Origin of the sequence: Haloarcula sp. JP-L23 (assembly GCF_011602445.1) — an archaeon.
Taxonomy (GTDB): domain Archaea; phylum Halobacteriota; class Halobacteria; order Halobacteriales; family Haloarculaceae; genus Haloarcula; species Haloarcula pellucida.
The window spans coordinates 1,503,968-1,524,386 of the sequence record NZ_CP050014.1; the positions used below are offsets into that span (position 1 = coordinate 1,503,968).

The following is a 20,419-nucleotide window of genomic DNA, read 5'->3' on the forward strand; positions in this document are numbered from 1 at the left end:
ATTCAGCGCTCGCCGGCCATCGCGTCGAACACGTGCTCTCGCAGGTCCTCGCGCGTGATACCGTCGCTGGGGCCGATGCCGGCCATGTACTCGACGGGGATCTGCCCACCGCCCATCCGCGCGTGGCCGCCGCCCTCTCCCATCGGAATCGACTCGACGACGGACTCGATGGCTCGGCCGATGTGGACCCGGTCGTCGCGGGACCGACCGGCGATGCGGAGCGTCCCGTCGCACTCGCCGACGACGACGACGGCCGAGATGCCCTCTAGGGTCTCCAGTTCGTCGGCGGCCTGCGGGATGGCGTCCGTGTTCGACACCTCGCCGACGTCGCTGTACGCGAACGGCGGGTCCACGACGCGCTCGGTGATGGCTCGGGCCTTTACGTCCAGTACCTCGGCGTCAATCTGCGGGTTGGCGATGCGGTTGAGCAGGTCGCCGTCGATGCCCTCGTAGAGGTACGCCGCCGCGGCGAAGTCGTCCGAGGAACACCCGTTGGTCAGCGACCGCGTGTCCGATTGGATGCCGTAGATGAGGCCGGTCGCGACGTGACTCGGGAGCGCGTCTTCCGGGACCTCGGCCGTCTCGACGCCGCCGTCTGTCAGCGCCGTGTCGACGTCGTAGAACCCCCAGTCACGCGCCTGAAAGTACTCGGCGAAGATGGTCGCACACGCCCCGGTATGGGTTCTGACGTCGGTGAACTGCCGCCCCGTGCCGCCGCCGGGATGGTGGTCGACGACGGCGACGGGGTCGATATCGCTCGCTCCCGGGAACCCCCGCGCCTCGTTGTGATCGACCAACACGACGTGGTTAGCGGCGATGTCTCCGGCGGTCTCGATGCGCTCGAAGTCGAGGTCGAGTACCGTCTCGAAAGCCCGGTTCTCCGGCCGGCGAATCTCACCCGGGTAACAGAGCGTCGTCTCGGTGTCCACCGCCGACGCCAGTTGGGAGACGGCGAGCGCCGAGGACATCGCGTCGGGGTCGGGGTTCGGATGCATCAGCACCGCGACCTCGTCGTACCGGCCGAGCACCGACATGAGTCGGTCGGCCGGCGTCCGCGTGAGATAGCGGTAGACGGCGACGGCGAGGCCCGAGACGACGAGCAGGGCGAGCAGAGCCGCGACGACTATCGTCGGGTTCTCGATGGCGTAGGCGGTGACCCGTTCGGCCTGTGTCGCGAGGTCCCCGGCAGCCACCTGTGACATAGGCGTAGATGCTGCCGGATACGATAAGAAGGTTCCCCCCGCGATTAATGCGCCGTAAACTCCCGTATAGCGTCCCGATAACCCTCCCGAAACGTCGGATACGCGAACTCGTACCCCAGCGACCGAAGCAGGTCGTTCGAACACCGCTTGCTCGTCTGGATGCGTCGCGTCGCCGTCGACGAGAGGTCGGAGTCCGCCAACCGCTCGGCCTTGGTCTGTTTCGGCGGGAACGGGACGTCGCACTGTTCGGCCAGCCAATCAGCGAACGCCCACTTCTCGACTGGTTCGTCGTCGACGACGAGGACGACGTCCTCGCGGTGGTCCTCCTCAAGCAGGAACCGAACGGCCCCCGCCGCGTCGTCGCGGTGGACCATGTTGAGGTAGCCCGCCGTTACCGGGCACTCTAGATACCGTTCGAGCCGATAACGGTCCGGGCCATAGAGGCCGGCAAAGCGAGCGACGGTGCCGTGGCCGCCGTACTCGACCGGCCGCTCGCGGGCGATGTGCTCGGCTTCGGCCAGCACCCTCGTCTTCTCCGTCTGCGGGTCCAACGTCGTCGTCTCGTCCACCCAGTCGCCGTCGTGGTCGCCGTAGACGCCGGTGCTCGACGTGTAGACCAACCGCTCCGGCGCGTCGCCGCGGTCCCAGAAGTGGTCGATGGCCGTCCGAAGACCGTCGACGTACACCTCGCGGGCCGCCTCGGCCCCGCGGCCGCCGGAACTGGCCGCGAACACGACCCAGTCGACGTCCGGGACGGCCGAGAGCGCGTCGGCGTCGGTAACGTCGGCCTGTACGGCCTCGAAGCCCGCGTCTTCGATGGCGGCTACGCCCGGATCGGAGCGACGGACGCCCACGACGTCGTGGTCGGCCCGTAGCTGTCGCCCGAGTTCGAGGCCGACGTAGCCACACCCGAGTATCGCGACGCGTGCGGTCATCGCTGCTGGCTCTCGATGTAGCTGTGGAGGACGGCGTACTCGGCCATCGTCATCGGGTAGCGCCCCTCTATTTTCTGCTGTATCTCCTTTGGCTCCATCTCGTCACCGATGCCCGAAGCCAGCGCCTCGACGTCCATCACGGCCGTCGTCATCCCCATCAGGAGGATGTCCTGTGCCTCCGCCTGAATCGCGTCGGCGTCGGGCCGATCCGAGTCGGTCGCGATGACGGCCGCCGCGTCCGAGAGCGTGAGGTCGGCCGCCTCACCGGCCGCCACCGCTTCGACCGTCTCTCGGCCGAGGCCGGTCGCCTCGACGACGGCGCCGACGCCGACTGTCTCGACCGTCTCGGCAAGGACCGATTCGTAGGCGGCCAACAGCGACTCGGGTGACTGCGTTCCTGCGTCGGGGAACTCCGCTCTGAGCATGGACACCGGTACGAACGGGGGGTATTAGTCGCTGTCACTCTCCGGACGCCCCGGCGGTGGGCCACCCCGCCGATTCCTCGACGGCGACGCCGTCCTTGTCCCCGACACCGCGCGGCCGTGGCGGGACGACGATTACGACGCCCGTATGCGCTCGAAAGGAGAGCCGCGTACTCTGCCCGAGCAGTTCCGCGTCCCCGTCTTCGTCCACGTCGAGATAGACCCGCTCGCCGTCGCGAGCGTACGTCGTCGTTGCCCCCGGCGTCGTCGGCGGGCCGTGGCTCGCGGTCACCGCAAAGCGGGCGTACTCGCCCTCGACGGTCACCCACCAGATGTTCGTCGTCGCGACCCACTGCCACGGCGGCACAAGCGGGAGACCCGCCGGCAGCGTCTTCGTCCCGAGACGGCGTTTTGCCAGCTGCTCTGCCCGGCGCCGCCCGGCGCTTTCGATTCGCTGGCGCAACTGGTCGCGCGCCACGGTCCGAACCGTCGAGGCCGTCTGGTTGACGACGGGCGTCTTCGGTCGGGCTATCGGTCGAGCGAGGGCGTCGTCAGTGGTGCTCCGCAGTCGCATCCAGAGCCAGTCGCGTTCGACTGCCGAGAGGCCCCGTCGGTCGGCGGCGACTGTGGCGATGCGCCTCGCTGCCGACCCGTCTGCCAGTGCCTGCCCACGCGCGGCGGGCGTATCCCAGCGCCGAAGCGCAGTCTCGACGATAGTCCGACTCGCCGCGCTGTCGGCGTCGGTCTCCTCGCTGACTGTCCCCGCGAGTTCGGCGGCGACGTGGCTGTTTGCCTGTTCGACACGATATCGTAATCGGCGACGGTGGCTGTCGAGCGTCGCGTTCGACGTTCTGTTGGCCGTCGCGTTCGCCGCGGCCAGCGTCGTTGCCGCCGTCGCGAGACGCGTTCTGTCCCCCGACGCCATTGCACTGTCGGTCACCACGGCGGCCGCGTCGCCGTAGGGGACGGTGAACACGTTGACGTTCCGGGCGACGAGCGGGTGTTCGCTGCCCTCGATTGCGGGGTGGGACTCCTCCGATACCGAGGCCAGCGTGAGGTACTGTGGCCGCGCGTCGACCCGCGTCCGAAGCGGACCGGCCGGGCCGGTCGGCACCGGGCGCGAGCGCGGTATCTGTGTGTCACGGGCGGTCAGGCTCTTCCGGAGGTCGACGAGCGATCCTCCGGTCCGGTTCCGTAACTGTCTGTCAACGCCTTCTCGGGCCGAACCGCGCCGCTGTGCCCGGGCAGCGAGTCGTTCGTCCACCGCGTCGAGGTAGGCGATACGGGCCGCGACGCGGGCCTTCTGTGCGGCGCTGTCGTAGGTGTCGGGCGCGTCGACGAGGGCCGCCCGCCGGTCGGCGAGTTTCCGTCGGAGTTCGCGAGCCGGGTTCGTCTCGAACGTGCCGACGGCCCCGCGCTCGACGGTCACGTTCGTCGCCCGGACGCGCTCTCGCAACCGTCTGAGGTCGCGGTACACCCACGGTCTGAGCGAGTCCGGTCGCTTCCCCGTTACACTCACAGTCGGCGTCCGAAGACGACCCTCCGCGGCGCGTTCCGCGACCGCATCTCGGCCGCCAGCACGGCCGACCAGTCCCCGCTCGGCCCGCGGTTCGACGTCGGCCAGATTCGGCCCACCCACCGGGCTTCCCTCGCGGTCGTGGGCCGTCCGGATTCGCTCGTCCGGCGCGCCGGAGTCGCTCTCGTGACGCCCGACGAGTGTGACGGTCACCCGACGACGCTCGGTCCGACTCGACGCCGTCGACCGCCGCTCGCTTCCGTTCTCCCAGAGGGCCACCCGCGTGTACTCCACCTCCACGGTCCGGCCGAAGCTATCGAGTTCGTGCCACCCGTCCGGCACGCTCGGCCGCGGGTCGACCGCGCCGACCGCGTCGGTGCTGTCGGTCGTCTGTTCGCGGACGAGTGTCCAGTTCTCACCCGGCGAGGGTGGCCGCGGCGGTCGACCGCCGCTCACCCGCCGACTGTCCGCGACCAGTCGCACGTCGACGGTGTACGCTGCGGCCGTCGTCCGCCCGAACGCCTCGGGTGCTGCGACCGACTGGAAGGCGTCGTCGGCCGTATCGTTGACCCCAATGCGCATCGTCTCGTTCGCACGCGGATGGTCGCCGGAGGCCCCGCCCGTACTGATGTCCTCGCTCGCGGGGCGATACGCCGTCCGCTTGAGAACTTCCTGTGCGAGGGCGGTGTTGTTGCTGCCCGTGATGACGTCCTTGACGCCGACCATCGCCGTCGCCTCCGTGAGCGACCGTCGGCCGTCCGGGTCGCTGCGCCCGAACGTCGACCGCTGAACGCCCAGTAGCGCGCCGTTGGTAGCGAGACTGACGTGTCTGTTCGCGAGGACGTTCTCTATCGGGACGCCGCCGTACTGGGCGTAGCCACGTGCCCACACGATGGGGTAGAGTCTGGCCGTCAACCGCTGGCTCAGCCCCGGCTTGTCCAACCCGTTGTTCACGCGCCGCTCGTAGGTCTGGACCTGCTCGTGGAGTGTGAGGACTGGCGTCGCGACGACGACGGTCGGCGAGACGGTACGGCGGGTGACCACTCGGTCGCCGCGCCGAACCGTCAGCGTCACGTTCTCTACGGTCGCTCTGAGCGCGGTGCCGTTCGGGCCGGCCCGTGCGATGGAGACGCGTTCTATCGCCTCCCGGTACTCCGCGGTCGTCTCGACGGACGGCACGCTCGCCGTCGCCTCGACGCCTTCGCTCGTCGCCCCGACGCGGCGGAGACGGTCACGGACCTGCAGATAGATCCGCAGGCGGAGGGCGTCCCGAAACGGCCGAGAGTCGTTCAGGGCTCGCCCGACGGAGGTGTTCGCCGGTTCGAGCACCGGATCCGTCGACGCCCGCTGTCCGGCCCTCGAAACGGCGTCGCGCATCGCCGTCTGTGTCTCCGCCGTCGCGCGGTCGAGCGTGCGCTCGACGGCCGTATCGCGCGGTGCGGGCGCCGGCCGAAGCGTCGGTGCGAGCGTCAGGCTACTCACCAGCAACAGGACGCCCAGCAGCGCGAACGGCACCCGGCCGCGCGTGTCGCCAATCACGCCGACCACGTCCTGACTGTGACGCGGATGCGCTCGGTGTGCACTGCCCGGGCCGCGGCGGCCGGCGTGTCGAAGCGCTGTCGCATATCGGCCGCCAAATCGCCGGCGAGCTGCACCGTCAGTCGAGCGTTCAGGTCCGACGCCGACTCCGAGTCGAGTTGCAATCCGTCCGCGTCGGTGAGACGTGCCATCCGTCGGTATCGCGCCGCCATCAGCCGGTCGCCGGGATAATCGCCGCGGAGAGCCAAGCGGGCTTGTGACGGAGGAAAAAGTCCCTCGACGACAGTCGACGCGACCACTACCGCGACGCCGAGGTAACCGGCCTCGTGCGCCCCCCGTCGCGCTCGGCGGGTCGCGTTCGCCATCGGACTCGCGACGCTGACCGTCGCCGTCCGCACGTCGGCCGAGGGAGGCGGCTGTTCACCGACTCGGGTCGTCGCACGGACCGGCGCACCGGGGTACGGTTCCCAGCGAACGCGAACCGAGGTCTGCCGACCCGATTCTGACAGTCGCTCCCGCGTCGTGTTCGCGACCGCTCGCTCGAACCCCCTGCCCGCCGTCGACAGTCGCTCGCCGTGTACGGTGACGCCGCTCATCGCAGATTCTGCGAGCAGTTCGGCGATAGTCCCGTGGGCCGTCCGCCGGTGGCGGGCGGTGGCGTTGGCCGTCCACTCGGGCGGCCGACCCGGCGAATCGAGCGCGTACTCGACACTCGCGGTACTCGTCGCGAGCAGTTCGGCCGAGTCGGCGGCTGGGTTCGCCGCCTCCGGCGGGTCCACGGTGACGGCGCCGACGACGGCCGTCGCGGCGGCGCCGACTAGCAACAGGAACACCGTCACGTCGACGACGGTACTGGTGGCACGAGCCGTCACCACACGCTCACCCGTAGTGTCCCACGCCGGACCGTTGCCGGGGCGACTCGGACGCTGACCGTTCGTCGGGCCCGTGCCGTGTCCACCGGTGGTGACGGTCCCACGCTCCAGCGCTGTCCGGCACGGACCGTCACGTTTCCCTCGTAGCCAGTCGGAATCACAGCGAGAGCGTCGGCTACCCGGTCGGGCGCGACCACACCGGCGGTACTCAGTCGCTGCTCCACGGAATCGGCGGTCGGCGCCGCGACGTTCCGGTCGCCGGTCGCGGACACCAGCGCGCCGTCGAGGACGCCGGCGTACAGCGCCAGTCCGGTCGAGACGGCGAAGACGGCCACGAGGGCGGCGAGCGGTTCCGTCGCGCCCTTATCCGACGAGCGTGACATCGACTCCTCCCCAGGCGACGTGCCTGACGGTCAGTCTCTCGGGTGCCGGACGCCACCCGGTGTCGGCGGTGCGTGCTCGCTCGGCCGCCCGTCGGAGACCGGTGGGCGACCCGAAGTACCGACTCGGCCGTCTGCCCTCGAGTACGGCGGCGAGGCGCCCGTCGAGCGCGGGGACGAACGGTTCGAGGACCGTCGCGTGAGCGACTCCTCCACCGGAGCGCAGACCGATTTCTCGATCCGACAGGGACCACTCAACAGCGTCCAGTTCGCGGGTGGCGACCGACCCCGCTGGACTGGTCGCGACCTCGTCGACCGTCGCGGCGGTGGCCGTCGCGTCCGGCGGTGCCGACGCGGGCAGCGAGACGACGACGCCGAAGACAGCGACGCTCACGGTACCGAGCGCCACCCAGACGTACAGCGTGTCGACGTGCGTATCGAACATGGATGGCCTGCCCCCGCCTTCCGATTTAAACGCTGGCGTCAGACCAGCAGTCCCGTCGCCACGACGGCCGCGAGGTACGTCGCCGTCGCCGAACAGAGCGCCAGTCCCACCCGGTACCCGACGAGTGCTCGGTCCAGCCCGCGGTGAAGGCCCGTCGAGAGCGCGGTCAACACCGCCGCGAGGACGAGACAGTACCAACCGACCACCGGGCCGAGCGTGGCCGCCGAGACGGCTTCGATGGGGCCGCCGCTCTGCATCGTCCCCGCGAGCGCCACGGTGGCGCCGCCGACGAGCGGTCCGAACAGCGCGGCGGTGTTCGAGAGCGTCCCGGTGACCTGTGCGAGGTCACGGCGCGTCTCCCGTTCGACCGCCGAGAGCTCCGCCAGATGCTCCCCCATCGTCGTGATGGTCTCGCCGGCCGGCGGGCCGATATCTGCGGCAGCGTCCAGTAGCACCGCCGCGCGCCGGAGACGCGGACTCGGGACTGTTCTGAGCGCGCCGTACTCGCCACAGAACGCCGCTTCGATGCCGACGCCGAGCGTCCGCTGGCGGTGGAGCGTCGCGTCGAGGCGGTTACAGAACGGCGCCGGCGTCACGTCGACCGCCTCCTCTAGTGCCGCCTCGACCGACTTCCCGCGGTCGACGCGTCGCCCGATAGCCGTCAGCGCGTCTGGCAGTCCGTCCTCGATGTCGGTGACGTGGTCCCGGACCTCGCGAACCGGGCGATAGTGGACCACCAGCGCGGCGCCAGTCCCGCTCCCGAGCGCCGCGATTGGCGGCCCCCATCCGGGTGCGACGAGGGTCCCGACAAGCCAGCCGGTGACGGCGGCCACCATGCCAGCAGTGAGGGCCGGGACCGACGTCGACGGCACGTCGGGGTGACTCCGCGGTACCACCGCCGGCGGGAACGCGATCGGTCGCTGCGCGAGGAGCCACGCACTCGCGACGACGAGGGCCGCCGGGAGGACCATCCCGTAGGCGACGACGAGTAGCGGCGCGGTCACCGGGACGCCCGCGGCGGCCGCTGCTGGCAGGAGAGACACCATCGCAAGCGGGAGCAAGACGCCAAAGGCGTACAGTCCGGTCGCGGGAGCGCGCAGGTCGGCGGCGAACGTCGCCATCTCGTCGCGGGTCCCGTCGAGAATCCGCCGCCGTGCGGTCGCGAGTACGGTCGCCCGCTCGCCGGGCGGTGCGACGGCCGCTCGCTGGACGTGGTGTATCGCCGCTTCCAGTGCGGGAAATTCGTCGCTCCACCGCTCGGCGAACCGTCGGAGGCCGTCTCGTGGCGTGTCGCTCGCCTGTCGCCTGTGTGCGTCGAGTCGGTCGGCCAGGAGGCCGTCGGCGGCGGCCGCCGCGAACGCCGCCGCTCGTTCGGAACTCGGCCACAGCGTCATCCCCAGACCCAGCGTCACGACGAGCGACGGGGCGGCCCCCAGTGCGCGTATCCGCCGGGCCTGTGCGGCCAGCGGGATACCGTAGCGACCGGCCAGCCCCGACCCGACTGCAACGAGGAGGCACGCGGTGCCACCGACGACGGCGGGCGTCCCGGACTCGACCGTGAAGAGCGTGAGACCGAGGAGCCAACAGGCGACGGCGACGGCGTAGCTCACGGCGAGTAACCGCTCCGGGCGATACCCGACGCCCAGAACGTGGGTCGCCCTCCGGTAGCGCTCCGGGACGCTGATAGCGTCGGTCAGCCGTTCGGCGAGTTCGCCCGAGTCCAGTCGCTCGGTCATCGCTCGGTCGTCCCGGGTTCCGCCCTCGGCGGCTGACTGGCCTGCTCTGTGAAGCTAGCGCTTCGCGTCTCGACCGTGTCGAGTACGCTCGCGTAGGACTCGCCGGCGTGCGACAGGGATTCGAGCAGGTGACTGTTCCCCCGACCGAGTCGACCGGTGGTTGTCGCACGCTCGCCGTCGCGTTCGAACAGCGACGCGAACCCCACGCCCTCGCCGTGGTCTCGCACCTCCTCGACGGCGGCTACGCCACGGCCGGCCTCGGCCGTCGGTGGGGCGAGCGTCACGAGGAGATCCGTCGCCGCGAACGCGCTCTCCGGGACGCCGAGGTCCGAGACGAGCCGTTCGCGCACGCTCTCCCCGCCCGAGCCGTGTATCGTGCCCAGCACTGCGCTGTCGCCGTCGCCGACCCGCATCGCCTCGTAGAGAACGCTGGCCTCCTCGCCACGGACCTCGCCGACGACGAGGGCGCCTTCTCCGAGTCGAAGCGCGGTCCGTAATGCCTCGCTCGCGTCGACCGACGGCCCGTCGCCGCTCGCGGTTCGCAACGGCTGGACGTCCCGGCCGTCGGACTGCAGGTCCGTGACGGGGAGTTCCGGCGTGTCCTCGATGACGACGGTTCGGACCGACCGCGGGAGTTCCCAGAGAAGCGAGCCCAGCGTGGTGGTCTTCCCGGCGCCGCGAGGGCCGGCGACGAGACAGGCGGCACCGCGCTCTACCGCGACCGAGAGCAACCCGGCGACTCGCGGTGAGACGGTCCCGTTTGCGACGAGGTCGGCCAGCCGCCAGCGTGTCTCGTCGTGGGCCCGAAAGGCAAAGGCGAGGCCGTCGCTCATCGGTTCCATGACGCCAGCGACCCGGACCTGTCGGTCCGCGACAGTAGTCGTCGTGTCGAGCGTCGGACTCGCCCGCGAGAAGGCCCGTCCGCTCGCACGGCGGAACGTAGACGCGAGCGTTCGTGCGCCCTCAGCGGTTAGTCGAACGTTCGTCCGCATCGTCTCGCCGTCGACGCGGACGCGCAGCCGTGTCTCGCCGACCGGTGCCGTCGCGAACACGTCGGAGACGCGGGGGTCGGCAAACAGGTCTTCGAGGACGCCCAGCCCCCGCGTGTGTTTCCGGAGGACGGCCCCGAGTGCGGCCGCTGTGGTGCCGTCGTCGGTAACCGCCGATGCGGCCTGATACGGTGTCGACTGGTCGTCGAGCGGTGCAGTCGCCAGTCGCTCGACGGCCGACGCGAGAGTGGCCGTCGTCGCCGCGTCGAACTCGTGTTCTCGGGGGCGCACGTGGTAGCAGTCGAGCGAGGACGCCGGCGTGTCGTACCGCCGGACGACCGCGTCGGTCTCGACGGTCCGACGGTCCCGAAGCGTCGCGTCGTCTGGCGGACTCGCGGCGATACGGGCGTCGCTGACTGCCGGACCGACGTACGGTTCGAGCGCGGCGTCGGCGTTCGCTCGCTCGGCGGCCAGCGCGAACCCAGTCGCCGCGGCGACGTCGGCGACCTGCCCGCACGGCCGGTGGCCTCCGTCGCGGCCGCCAGTGGCTCACGACGCGCGCGGTCGGCCAGTCGCTGGTCGAGCGGTGCGACCCGCGTGGCGAAACGCCCCGCCGCGACGAGCAGCGCGGCCGCGCCGTCGAGGTAGGCTCTCTCTCGCCCGTCGCTTCGCGTGACGACGGCGTCGACGTCTTCCCCTCCCAGCGCGTCGATTACCGTCGCTCGACAGTCCGGCGAGCCGCCCAGTCGCCCGCGCTCGGGACACTCGTCGGCTGCGACCCTGAGCGTCTCGCCGTCGAACGACGGGCGACATCGACAGGCCTCGTCGTCTGTGGCGTCGTCCGTGAACCACCGACGCATCTATCCGTCCCTCCCCGGCCTGTCGGCGGTGCCAGCCAGCCGCCGAACCGTCACGACCGTCTGACCGTCTCGAACCCGTAACCCGAACGCGAGACGGTGAACACCGGGTTCGCGGAGCTTGAGCGACCCGCCGGCGGGGCGTATCGGCACGCCGACGAGGCGTTCTCTGTGGCCGCTCGCGTCGCCGACACGCCAGCTGGCGACCCCCACGCCCTCGCGACTGTGGAACCGGAGCGAACTGACGCCGGCACTCGTCTGGGTCCGTTCCGGAAGCCGAATCGCTGTGACCCGGCGCGCACCTCGGCCAAGCGTGGCGTCGTCGGTGGCGACCATCGTCTCCAGTCGCTCCGAGAGGGCCGACAGTTGCCGCTCGACGGTGGCGTCGGCGGCGTCGGCCTGCGCCGTCGAGAGTGCGGGCGCCGTCACCGCGAGCAACGCCGCGGTGAGCGCCGCACCGAGGACCACCCGGAGTATCACAGGAGGGCCCGTATCCGTTCGAGGACGCCGCTGTCCGGCGTCGCCGACTGGTCGGTCTCGTCCCCGTTTGCGACGGGAGTCGTCGGGCCCTCGGTCGCCGGACGGGGCCGCTCGCTGTCTAACTCGTTCGGTGTAGCCTCGGGCGCCTGCCACCGCCCGCGAGAGGGAACATCCGTCGCCGTTGGCTGTTGCTCTGTGGCCGGCGACGACGGCTGGCGGTCGTCCAGCGCGTCGTCGAGACGGCGTTCGAGGCGGTCCGTCGCGGCCAGTGCGGTGTCGGCACGCTGTTCGACGTCCTCGTTGACCGACCGGACGTTGCCGACGTACCCCCGGAGTGCCTGCGTGGCCGCTTCGAGGTCCGCAGTGCGTTCGTCCAGTCGGTCGACTCGGTCCTCGACCGCCGTCAGTCGGGCGTCTAGTTCCGCGCGGTCCTCGACCGCCGGCAACCCGTGATCGCCGTCGGTGACTGCACGTTCGACGGCCCGAACCCGCTCTTCGAGTGTCTCCACGTCGGTCATGGCCGGCCGTGGTCTCGGCACCGTACTTGAACTCTCGTGTGGGGCCTCGCGGGACGAACCTTTTTGACCGAAGGCGAAGCCAGACGCCCTGTGACCGAGAGCGATCAGGTGAAGGCGGCGCTCGCAGCGCTCGCCGACGGTGAGGCTCGCGATGCATCTCGCATGACCGACGGGTCTGCGGACCCGGAATTGCCGACAGAGACGTCCCCAGAGCGGTGGGGCCGAGCGGACTATCGGACGGTCATCGAGCGAGCCAGTCGGGCCACCGACGACGTCGACGCGGCGGCCTCGTTCGTCGAGACGGTCGGCGTCGACACGCTCGAACGCGCCGTCGAACGGGCCGAACACGAGGTGAGTGGGCTCGCCGAGGAGGGGCGTACGGCGCTCGCGGCCTTCGAGCGGTTCCGGGCGGCCGCAGACGGTGACGGTCGCGGTGAGTGACACTCCCGACCGCCACTCACTCGCGCGTCGGTGACCACTTTCACCGCGGTCGCGACACCTCTTTAGGAGGCGCTGGCATACGACCTGACAGATGACACGGGTGATACACACCGGCGACACACACATCGGGTACCAGCAGTACCACGTGCCCGAGCGCCGGCAGGACTTCCTCGACGCCTTCCGCCGCGTCGTCCACGACGCCATCGAGGACGACGTGGCGGCCGTCGTCCACGCGGGGGACCTGTTCCACGACCGGCGGCCGACGCTTTCGGACATCATGGGGACGCTCGACGTACTAGAGGACCTCGCCGAGGCCGACATTCCGTTCCTCGCCGTCGTGGGCAATCACGAGGCGAAGCGAGACGCGCAGTGGCTCGACCTCTATGCGTCGCTGGGGCTTGCGACGCGGCTGGACGACGAGCCGACCGCCGTCGGCGATACGGCCTTCTACGGCCTCGACTTCGTGCCGCGCTCGAAGCGTGACACGCTGGAATACGACTTCGAACCCCACGACGCCGACCACGCGGCGCTCGTGACCCACGGTCTGTTCCAGCCGTTCGACTACGGCGACTGGGACGCCGCCGAAGTACTCGCCGAATCTTCGGTCGAGTTCGACGCCCTGCTACTGGGGGACAACCACAAGCCCGGCAAACGGGAGGTCGAGGGCGCGTGGGTCACCTACTGCGGGTCGACCGAGCGTGCGAGCGCCAGCGAACGCGAGGACCGCGGGTACAACATCGTCACCTTCGACGGCGAGACGCGTATCACCCGGCGCGGTCTCGACACCCGCGAGTTCGTCTTCGTCGACGTGGAACTGGGGCCCGAGGAGGGCGTCGAACGGGTCCGGAGTCGCGTCGGCCAACACGACCTCGACGACGCCGTCGTCATCGTCAGTATCGACGGCGACGGCGACCCCATCGCCCCGGCAAGCGTCGAGGAGTTCGCACTGGACGAGGGCGCACTCGTCGCGCGGGTCACCGATCACCGGGAACTTGCGGCCGACGAACGCGAAACGAGCGTGAGTTTCGCCGACCCCGACGAGGCAGTCACCGAACGCGTCCGGGAACTGGGTCTGAGCGGCGCCGCTCGCGACATCGACGAGACGGTCCGGGCCTCGAAAGTGGCCGACGCCAACGTCGCCGACACCGTCGAGAGCCGCGTTCGCGAACTGGTAGCGGAGGACCCGGATTCGCTGACGGGCAGTCCCGACGAGGCAGTCAGCACCGACGACGCGCCCGAAGCGGCGGCGGCCGAACCCGACGGCGGCGAGACGGACGCCGCGGACTCGACGCCCGAATCCGGCAGCGAGGACGCACCGCCGGACGACGATGGTGGCCAATCCAACGTGGAGGAGTTCCTGTGAGGGGGGACTACTGATGCGGTTCCAGCGCGTCCGTCTGGAGAACTTCAAGTGCTACGACGACGCCGCCCTCACGCTGGACCGCGGCGTCACCGTCATCCACGGCCTCAACGGGAGCGGGAAGTCCTCGCTGTTGGAGGCGTGTTTCTTCGCGCTCTATGGCTCGAAGGCCATCGACGAGAACTTAGAGGAGGTGGTCACCATCGGGGCCGACGACTGCACCGTCGAACTGTGGTTCTCCCACGCCGGCGGCGACTACCACCTCACGCGCCGCGTGCGGAACACGGGCGAGCGAGCGACGACTGCCAAGTGCGTGCTGGAGACGCCAGACGACACGTTCGAGGGCGCTCGGGCCGTCCGCCGTCGCGTCACCGAACTCCTGCGGATGGACAGCGAGGCGTTCGTCAACTGCGCTTACGTCCGGCAGGGCGAGGTGAACAAACTCATCAACGCCTCGCCCAGCGACCGGCAGGACATGCTGGACGACCTCCTGCAACTGGGCAAACTGGAGGAGTACCGCGAGCGGGCAAGCGACGCCCGCGTCGGCGTCAAGCGCGTGCGTGACGACAAACAGAGCCGACTCTCGCAACTCGACGAGCAAATCGAGGCCAAAGCGGACCGGAACCTCCACGAGCGGTTGAACGCGCTGGAGACGGACCTCTCGGATACCCAAGACGAAATCGAGCGCATCGAGGACCAGCGAGAGACGGCCGCGGAGACGCTAGAGCAGGCCCAATCAGTCCTCGACGAGTACGAGGACCGCCGCGAGACGCTGGACGAACTGACCGCCGACATCGAGGACTTGGAGGCCGAGATTACCGAGACCGAGACCGAACGCGAGCGCCTCAAACAGCGCATCGCGGACCTGAAGGAGGAACGCGAGTCGCTCGAATCGGACCTCTCGGAGACGCTCGCGTCGACGGAGGTAGACGAAGCCGACCCCGACGCCGTCGACTCGCGTCTCGGCGAGTTAGAGGACCGGGCGGACGACCTCCGCTCGCGCATCGAGGAACAGCGAGTCGAGGCCCAGAAGCACAGCGGCGAGGCCGACTCGCTCGAATCGCAGGCCGACGACCTCCAGTCCCGCGCCGACGAGAAGCGCGAGGCGGCCGACGACCTCGCGGCCGACCTCGCGAGTGCCCGCGAGACAGTCGCCGACCGGCGCGAGCAACTCGACGACATCGACGACGACATCGCGACGCTGGAAGCGCGGTTCGACGACGCCGACGTGGGCCGTGACGAGGCGGCGAGCCACCGAGACGCCGTCGCCGAGGAACTCGACGAGGCCCGCCAGCGCGTGACGGAACTGGAGACGAAGCTCCAGAGCGAACGCGAGGCGCTGGCCGAGGCCGAGGACCTGCTGGACGCCGGCAAGTGTCCCGAGTGCGGGCAGGACGTCGAGGACTCGCCACACGTCGAGTCCATCGAGGACGACCGGGAGCGCGTGGCAGAACTGGAGTCGACGCTGGCGGACGCCCGCGACCGGGTCGAGACGCTCGAAGCGGACCGCGAACGTGCCGAGTCGCTGGCCGACGCCGCCGACCGACTGGCGTCGCTCGAAGACAATCGCTCGACTGTCGTCCAACTCATCGAGGAAAAGGAGTCGGGCCTCGAAGCCGACGAACAGCGCATCGAGGAACTGCGCGAGTCGGCAGACGAACTCGAAGTCGAGGCCGACGCGAAGCGCGAGGCCGCCGAAGAAGCCGAACAGCAGGCCGCCGAGTGCCGGTCGGTCATCGGCGAGTGCAATCAGGAACACCAGACCGTCAAACAGGCCATCCAGCGACTGGAGCGCGTGTCGGACCTGCTGGACGACGTCGACGAGTGCGAGACCGAAATCGAACAGCTACGGCAGCAGCGGTCCCAGCAGGCGGAGATGAACGACCAGCGCCGGGACCGCCTCGCCGAGAAGCGCGAGCGCAAGCAGGAACTGGCCGAGAAGGTCGACGAGTCGAGCGTCGCGGAGGCCCGGAACGAGAAACAGCGCGCCGAGAACTACATCGAGAAGGCCGACGCGAAACTCGACGAGTTGCGCGAGCAGCGAGACGAGTACCAGAGCGATATCGGTGCCGTCGAGAACGAACTCGACGAACTCGCGTCGCTCCGGGAGCGACGCGAGGAACTGGCCGACGACCTCTCGAAACTGGCGGGCCTCTACGACGAGGCCGAACAGCTACAGGGGATGTACGGAACCCTTCGGGCCGAACTGCGCCAGCGGAACGTCGAGACGCTCGAACGGATGCTCAACCAGACGTTCTCGCTGATCTACCAGAACGACTCGTACTCCCACATCGAACTCGACGGTGAGTACCAGTTGACGGTGTTCCAGAAGGACGGCGAACCGCTGGAACCCGAGCAGTTGTCGGGCGGCGAGCGGGCGCTGTTCAACCTGAGTCTCCGCTGTGCCATCTACCGACTGCTCGCGGAGGGCATCGAGGGGTCGGCCCCGATGCCCCCGCTCATCCTCGACGAACCCACGGTCTTCCTCGACGCGGGTCACGTCACCCAACTGCTGGACCTCGTCGAGTACATGCGGGACGAGGTGGGCGTCGAGCAGATTCTGGTAGTCAGCCACGACGAGGAACTCGTCGGGGCGGCCGACGACCTCGTGCGGGTCGAGAAGGACGCCACCTCGAACCGCTCGCACGTCGACCGGGTCGAACGAATCGAGGAGTCGGTCGCTGAACTGGCCTAACGGTCGGTGAGGGCTTCGACGGCCGCGCTGGCCGTCTCGGTCACGTCGTAGCCGCGTCGGCCCATCACTTCTGTCTCTTCGAGCAGTCCCGCCGCGCGAAACTCCCCGAGCAGGCCGTGCAGGTCGCTCTCACAGAGGTCGTAGCTGTCCAGCAGTTGGTGGACCGAGAGGGGGCCGCGGGCGTCGAGTTCCACGAGGAGGCCCAGCGACTGGTCGTCGTGAGCGGCCGAGACGACCGTCCGGACGGCCTCGGGTACCGCGCCCGCGGCGGTCACGAGCGGTGACTCCCCCTCGACGGGTTCGAGGTCCTCGTTGGGGACGTGTCGCTCGGCACCGGTTTCCGGGTCGCGGATGAGACTCGCGTCGCTGGACTCTTTCAGCAGGATGTAGTGGGTCCCTGACGCGTCGCGAACGGTGCGCATATCGGCGGTAGCCGGCGCGCGTGGTTAGCCGTTGTGGTCGGCGTCATCCGGGTCGTCGGCCGGTCGGTCTTCCCCCGCCTCGTCGTCTTCCCCCGCCTCGTCGTCTGCCGTCCGCTCTCGCTCGAACTTGACGTAGCGTGCGGTCCCGTAGGCAAAGGCGAGGAGGCCGACGAGGAACACCCGAATACCGAGGTCCACGCGGCCCTCGAAGTAGACGAGCATCGGGCCGACCGAGAGTCCCAGTAACGCGACGTTGAACACGAGGACGAGTTTCCAGAACAGGCCGGCCACCTCGCTGTTTGCGCTCCCGTCGGGGGGACTGGGCGCTTTCGGGACGTCCGGGCCCAGACTCTCTGGATCGAACTCGTCCGGTTCGAAGGGGCTCTTCTCTGAGAGGACGCCGGGGTTACTGTCCAGGTCCGTCTCGTCGGGGCCGTCTAGCACGACCCTAGTTGGGACCGCGACCAGTAAAAGGACTTCTCAGTCAGGCCGCGTCCTGCAGTTCGAGCGTAGTGTCCGTCTGAATCCACGCCAGCGGCTGCTGGGCGTCGTAAAACACTGTCCCCTCGTCGGTCTCGTAGGTCTCGGTGGTCTGCACTGCGTCGGGGAGTGCGGGCTCCGACCGAATATCGTCCGCCCTGTCCGACTGACCGTCGGGAGATGCGTGGTGCGACATGGGGACGTCGTGCGATGGTATGTCATTGCCTACCATATATCTTCTGTCCGTGTCAAACACCGCCGACCACCGACGTTTTTATGGGGCGTCTCGAAGGGTCGGCAAGCATGAGTAACGAAGGCCAGCGCACCTTCGGGGATTTCGAGGTAGACGGGGGCGGTGACGCTCGGCCGGCCGAGGAGGCAGCGGCCGTCGCCGGCAACGGGGGGAGCGGGACGACTGTCGTCGACATCGACGAGCGCCAGTTCCCCGACGTTTCCGAGACTGTCGAGTTCGTGGTCACACAGGTCGACTACACGGTGGAGGGACAGGGCGACGACGAGTTCCCCGTCGTCCACGTCTTCGGTCGGACCGACGACGAAGATCCGGTCCACGCACGCGTCTACGAGTTCGAACCGTACTTCTACGTTCCGGCGGACAGCGTCACCGAGGACCGACTGCGACAGTACGACCGCATCGTCGACTGGCGCTACGAGGACGAGAACGGGGACCCCTTCGAGTCGATTCGCGGTCAGCGTCTGTTGCAAATCATCGGGCAGACGCCCAGAGACGTCGGGCAAATGCGGGACGACTTCGACCACTACGAGGCGGACATCCTCTTCCCGAACCGTCTCCTCATCGACAAGGACATCACCAGCGGGGTGCGAGTCCCGGCCCGCGAACTCGACGACGGGAGCCTGAAAGTCCACCACGAGGAGATTACGCCGGTCGAAGCCAGCGCCGAACCGCGTGTGAACACCTTCGACATCGAGGTCGACGACCGCCACGGGTTCCCCGAGGACGGCGAGCAGACCATCGTCTGTCTCACCTCCCACGACTCCTACACGGACGAGTACGTGGTCTGGCTGTACGAATCCCCGGACGGCATCGAGGGTCCAGAGGCCCTCGCGAAGTACGACCCAATCCGGGAGGACGCCGACTTCGAGGCCGACGTGCGCGTCTTCGAGGAGGAGGAAGCGATGCTCGACGCCTTCATCTCCTACATCGAAGACACCGACCCGGACGTGTTGACGGGGTGGAACTTCGACGACTTCGACGCGCCGTACTTACTCGACCGTATCGAGGAACTACAGCACTACGACCACGACTACGACCTGAACGTCGACCGCCTCTCGCGGGTCGACGAGGTGTGGCGCAGCGACTGGCAGGGGCCGGACATCAAGGGCCGAGTCGTCTTCGACCTGCTGTACGCGTACAAGCGCACGCAGTTCACGGAACTCGAATCCTACCGTCTGGACGCCGTCGGCGAACAGGAACTCGGCGTCGGCAAGGAACGCTACACCGGCGACATCGGCGACCTCTGGAGGACGACCCGAACGCCTGCTGGAGTACAACCTCCGGGACGTGGAACTGTGCGTCGAACTCGACAGGGAACAGGACATCATCGACTTCTGGGACGAGGTCCGCACGTTCGTCGGGTGTAAACTCGAAGACGCGACGACGCCCGGCGACGCCGTCGACATGTACGTCCTGCACAAACTGTACGGCGAGTTCGCGCTCCCCTCGAAGGGCCAACAGGAGAGCGAGGACTACGAGGGCGGGGCCGTCTTCGACCCAATCACCGGCGTTCGAGAGAACGTCACGGTGCTGGACCTGAAGTCGCTGTACCCGATGTGCATGGTGACCACCAACGCGAGTCCCGAGACGAAGGTCGACCCCGAGACCTACGACGGCGACACCTACGTCGCACCCAACGGGACCCACTTCCGGAAGGAACCCGACGGCGTCATCCGGGAGATGGTCGACGAACTGCTGACCGAACGCGAGGAGAAGAAGGGCCTGCGAAACAACCACGACCCGGACGACCCCGAGTACGAGCGCTACGACCGTCAACAGGCCGCGGTGAAGGTCATCATGAACTCGCTGTACGGTGTGCTTGGCTGGGACCGGTTCCGTCTCTACGACAAGGAGATGGGTGCGGCGGTGACGGCGACGGGTCGCGAGGTCATCGACTACACCGACGAGGTCGTCGCCGAGGAAGGGTACGAAGTCGTCTACGGCGACACGGACTCGGTGATGTTGCAGGTCGGCGACGTCGGTCCGGACGACGTCGACGGCGACGTCACCGTCACCGACGAGATGCGCGAGAAGTACCCCGCGATGGACGACGACGAACTGCTGACCATCGCGGCGACCATCCAGAAGGGGTTCGAACTGGAGGACGTCATCAACGCCTCCTACGACGAGTTCGCCGGCGAGCGACTCAACGCCGACGACCACCGCTTCCAGATAGAGTTCGAGAAACTGTACCGGCGGTTCTTCCAGGCGGGCAAGAAGAAACGCTACGCCGGCCACATCGTCTGGAAGGAGGGCAAGCACGTCGACGACATCGACATCACCGGCTTCGAGTACCAGCGCTCGGACATCGCCCCCATCACCAAACGCGTCCAGAAGGACGTCATCGACCGCATCGTCCACGGCGAGGACGCCGAGAACATCAAAGACTACGTCGGCGAGGTCATCGAGGACTATCAGGCCGGCAACGTCGACTACGACGACGTGGGCATCCCCGGCGGCATCGGGAAGAAACTGGACAACTACGACACCGACACCGCACAGGTACGGGGCGCGAAGTACGCCAACCTCCTGTTGGGGACGAACTTCCAGAGCGGTTCGAAACCCAAACGTCTCTATCTCGACCGAGTCCACGCGGACTTCTTCGAACGCGTCGAGGACGAACTCGGCCTCGACCCCAAACGCGACCCCCTGTACGGGGAGTTCCGACGGAACCCAGACGTCATCTGCTTCGAGTACGCCGATCAGATCCCCCCCGAGTTCGAGATAGACTGGGACAAGATGCTCGACAAGACGTTGAAGGGCCCTATCGCCAGAATTCTCGAGGCACTCGACATCTCGTGGAACGAGGTCAAATCCGGGCAAGAACAGACCGGACTCGGTCAGTACATGTAGTCGCCGGACCGAGCCTTTTCCAGT

At 68.6% G+C, this 20,419-nt stretch carries 18 protein-coding genes and 1 pseudogene; 5 read left to right on the plus strand and 14 right to left on the minus strand.

All coding sequences use genetic code 11. The annotated features are described in order from the left end of the window. Positions 1–2: 2 nt before the first annotated feature. The 9 genes from G9465_RS07660 to G9465_RS07700 are packed head-to-tail and all read right to left on the minus strand — an operon-like array spanning position 3 to position 10,327. On the minus strand, positions 3–1,202 hold the full coding sequence (locus G9465_RS07660; protein WP_166968649.1) for a bifunctional oligoribonuclease/PAP phosphatase NrnA: 1,200 nt from the start codon (positions 1,200–1,202) through the stop codon (positions 3–5). A gap of 44 nt (positions 1,203–1,246) precedes the next feature. After that, entirely contained in the window at positions 1,247–2,137 is an 891-nt protein-coding gene (locus tag G9465_RS07665; protein WP_166968651.1) for an SDR family oxidoreductase, read from the minus strand. Further along, positions 2,134–2,562 (minus strand): DUF5791 family protein, encoded by a 429-nt coding sequence (locus G9465_RS07670; protein ID WP_166968653.1) that lies wholly within the window; start codon positions 2,560–2,562, stop codon positions 2,134–2,136. The genes G9465_RS07665 and G9465_RS07670 overlap by 4 nt, the downstream gene beginning before the upstream one ends. Before the next feature lie 34 nt (positions 2,563–2,596). Then, positions 2,597–5,614: a hypothetical protein gene (locus G9465_RS07675; RefSeq protein WP_227015754.1), complete on the minus strand. Its 3,018-nt coding sequence runs from the start codon at positions 5,612–5,614 to the stop codon at positions 2,597–2,599. Continuing rightward, positions 5,611–6,486, minus strand: coding sequence for a hypothetical protein (locus G9465_RS07680; protein ID WP_349674905.1), 876 nt, complete (start codon positions 6,484–6,486; stop codon positions 5,611–5,613). Before G9465_RS07680 ends, G9465_RS07675 begins: the two co-directional genes overlap by 4 nt. Further along, the gene (locus G9465_RS07685) at positions 6,483–6,869 is read right to left on the minus strand and encodes a hypothetical protein (protein WP_166968658.1); all 387 of its coding nucleotides are present in this window, start codon (positions 6,867–6,869) and stop codon (positions 6,483–6,485) included. The genes G9465_RS07680 and G9465_RS07685 overlap by 4 nt, the downstream gene beginning before the upstream one ends. Next, positions 6,850–7,311, minus strand: coding sequence for a hypothetical protein (locus G9465_RS07690; protein WP_166968660.1), 462 nt, complete (start codon positions 7,309–7,311; stop codon positions 6,850–6,852). Before G9465_RS07690 ends, G9465_RS07685 begins: the two co-directional genes overlap by 20 nt. Before the next feature lie 38 nt (positions 7,312–7,349). Further along, positions 7,350–9,047 carry a type II secretion system F family protein gene (locus tag G9465_RS07695; RefSeq protein ID WP_166968662.1) on the minus strand — a complete coding sequence of 566 codons (1,698 nt, stop codon included), beginning with the start codon at positions 9,045–9,047 and terminating at the stop codon, positions 7,350–7,352. Next, positions 9,044–10,327: an ATPase, T2SS/T4P/T4SS family gene (locus G9465_RS07700; protein ID WP_227015755.1), complete on the minus strand. Its 1,284-nt coding sequence runs from the start codon at positions 10,325–10,327 to the stop codon at positions 9,044–9,046. Before G9465_RS07700 ends, G9465_RS07695 begins: the two co-directional genes overlap by 4 nt. Between G9465_RS07700 and G9465_RS25585 the strand changes: the two genes are divergently transcribed. Further along, complete coding sequence (locus G9465_RS25585; protein WP_227015756.1) at positions 10,328–10,684, plus strand: hypothetical protein; 357 nt, start codon at positions 10,328–10,330, stop codon at positions 10,682–10,684. Positions 10,685–10,896: 212 nt separating this feature from the next. Here G9465_RS25585 and G9465_RS07705 read toward each other — a convergent pair whose 3' ends face one another. Further along, positions 10,897–11,373 carry a hypothetical protein gene (locus G9465_RS07705; protein WP_166968664.1) on the minus strand — a complete coding sequence of 159 codons (477 nt, stop codon included), beginning with the start codon at positions 11,371–11,373 and terminating at the stop codon, positions 10,897–10,899. Next, positions 11,370–11,891 (minus strand): hypothetical protein, encoded by a 522-nt coding sequence (locus G9465_RS07710; protein WP_166968665.1) that lies wholly within the window; start codon positions 11,889–11,891, stop codon positions 11,370–11,372. Before G9465_RS07710 ends, G9465_RS07705 begins: the two co-directional genes overlap by 4 nt. A gap of 90 nt (positions 11,892–11,981) precedes the next feature. Between G9465_RS07710 and G9465_RS07715 the strand changes: the two genes are divergently transcribed. The 3 genes from G9465_RS07715 to rad50 all read left to right on the plus strand — a co-directional run bounded on the left by G9465_RS07715 (position 11,982) and on the right by rad50 (position 16,387). Further along, entirely contained in the window at positions 11,982–12,332 is a 351-nt protein-coding gene (locus tag G9465_RS07715; protein ID WP_166968667.1) for a hypothetical protein, read from the plus strand. Positions 12,333–12,423: 91 nt separating this feature from the next. Beyond that, positions 12,424–13,695, plus strand: coding sequence for a DNA double-strand break repair protein Mre11 (mre11, locus tag G9465_RS07720; RefSeq protein ID WP_166968669.1), 1,272 nt, complete (start codon positions 12,424–12,426; stop codon positions 13,693–13,695). Between the two features lie 13 nt (positions 13,696–13,708). Beyond that, positions 13,709–16,387: a DNA double-strand break repair ATPase Rad50 gene (gene rad50, locus G9465_RS07725; RefSeq protein ID WP_166968671.1), complete on the plus strand. Its 2,679-nt coding sequence runs from the start codon at positions 13,709–13,711 to the stop codon at positions 16,385–16,387. Here the strand turns inward: rad50 and G9465_RS07730 are convergent. Genes G9465_RS07730 through G9465_RS07740 form a run of 3 tightly spaced genes read right to left on the minus strand, consistent with a single transcriptional unit; the run spans position 16,384 to position 17,485 of the window. Then, the gene (locus tag G9465_RS07730; RefSeq protein ID WP_166968673.1) at positions 16,384–16,809 is read right to left on the minus strand and encodes a hypothetical protein; all 426 of its coding nucleotides are present in this window, start codon (positions 16,807–16,809) and stop codon (positions 16,384–16,386) included. The two genes, rad50 and G9465_RS07730, sit on opposite strands and share 4 nt — an antisense overlap. A 24-nt stretch (positions 16,810–16,833) precedes the next feature. Then, on the minus strand, positions 16,834–17,253 hold the full coding sequence (locus tag G9465_RS07735) for a hypothetical protein (protein WP_166968675.1): 420 nt from the start codon (positions 17,251–17,253) through the stop codon (positions 16,834–16,836). A 40-nt stretch (positions 17,254–17,293) separates the two neighbouring features. Next, the gene (locus G9465_RS07740; protein WP_166968677.1) at positions 17,294–17,485 is read right to left on the minus strand and encodes a hypothetical protein; all 192 of its coding nucleotides are present in this window, start codon (positions 17,483–17,485) and stop codon (positions 17,294–17,296) included. Between the two features lie 107 nt (positions 17,486–17,592). Here G9465_RS07740 and G9465_RS07745 point away from each other — a divergent pair. Beyond that, a pseudogene (locus G9465_RS07745) lies at positions 17,593–20,395 on the plus strand (DNA-directed DNA polymerase). Positions 20,396–20,419: the final 24 nt, after the last annotated feature.

Excerpts from the sequence above, each read along its gene's own strand:
- G9465_RS07690 (WP_166968660.1), bottom strand. The coding sequence starts at position 7,311 with ATGTTCGATACGCACGTCGACACGCTGTACGTCTGGGTGGCGCTCGGT.
- G9465_RS07695 (WP_166968662.1), bottom strand. The coding sequence starts at position 9,047 with ATGACCGAGCGACTGGACTCGGGCGAACTCGCCGAACGGCTGACCGAC.
- mre11 (WP_166968669.1), top strand. The coding sequence starts at position 12,424 with ATGACACGGGTGATACACACCGGCGACACACACATCGGGTACCAGCAG.
- G9465_RS07730 (WP_166968673.1), bottom strand. The coding sequence starts at position 16,809 with ATGCGCACCGTTCGCGACGCGTCAGGGACCCACTACATCCTGCTGAAA.
- G9465_RS07740 (WP_166968677.1), bottom strand. The coding sequence starts at position 17,485 with ATGTCGCACCACGCATCTCCCGACGGTCAGTCGGACAGGGCGGACGAT.
- G9465_RS07660 (WP_166968649.1), bottom strand. The coding sequence starts at position 1,202 with ATGTCACAGGTGGCTGCCGGGGACCTCGCGACACAGGCCGAACGGGTC.
- G9465_RS07685 (WP_166968658.1), bottom strand. The coding sequence starts at position 6,869 with ATGTCACGCTCGTCGGATAAGGGCGCGACGGAACCGCTCGCCGCCCTC.
- G9465_RS07670 (WP_166968653.1), bottom strand. The coding sequence starts at position 2,562 with ATGCTCAGAGCGGAGTTCCCCGACGCAGGAACGCAGTCACCCGAGTCG.
- G9465_RS07665 (WP_166968651.1), bottom strand. The coding sequence starts at position 2,137 with ATGACCGCACGCGTCGCGATACTCGGGTGTGGCTACGTCGGCCTCGAA.
- rad50 (WP_166968671.1), top strand. The coding sequence starts at position 13,709 with ATGCGGTTCCAGCGCGTCCGTCTGGAGAACTTCAAGTGCTACGACGAC.
- G9465_RS07710 (WP_166968665.1), bottom strand. The coding sequence starts at position 11,891 with ATGACCGACGTGGAGACACTCGAAGAGCGGGTTCGGGCCGTCGAACGT.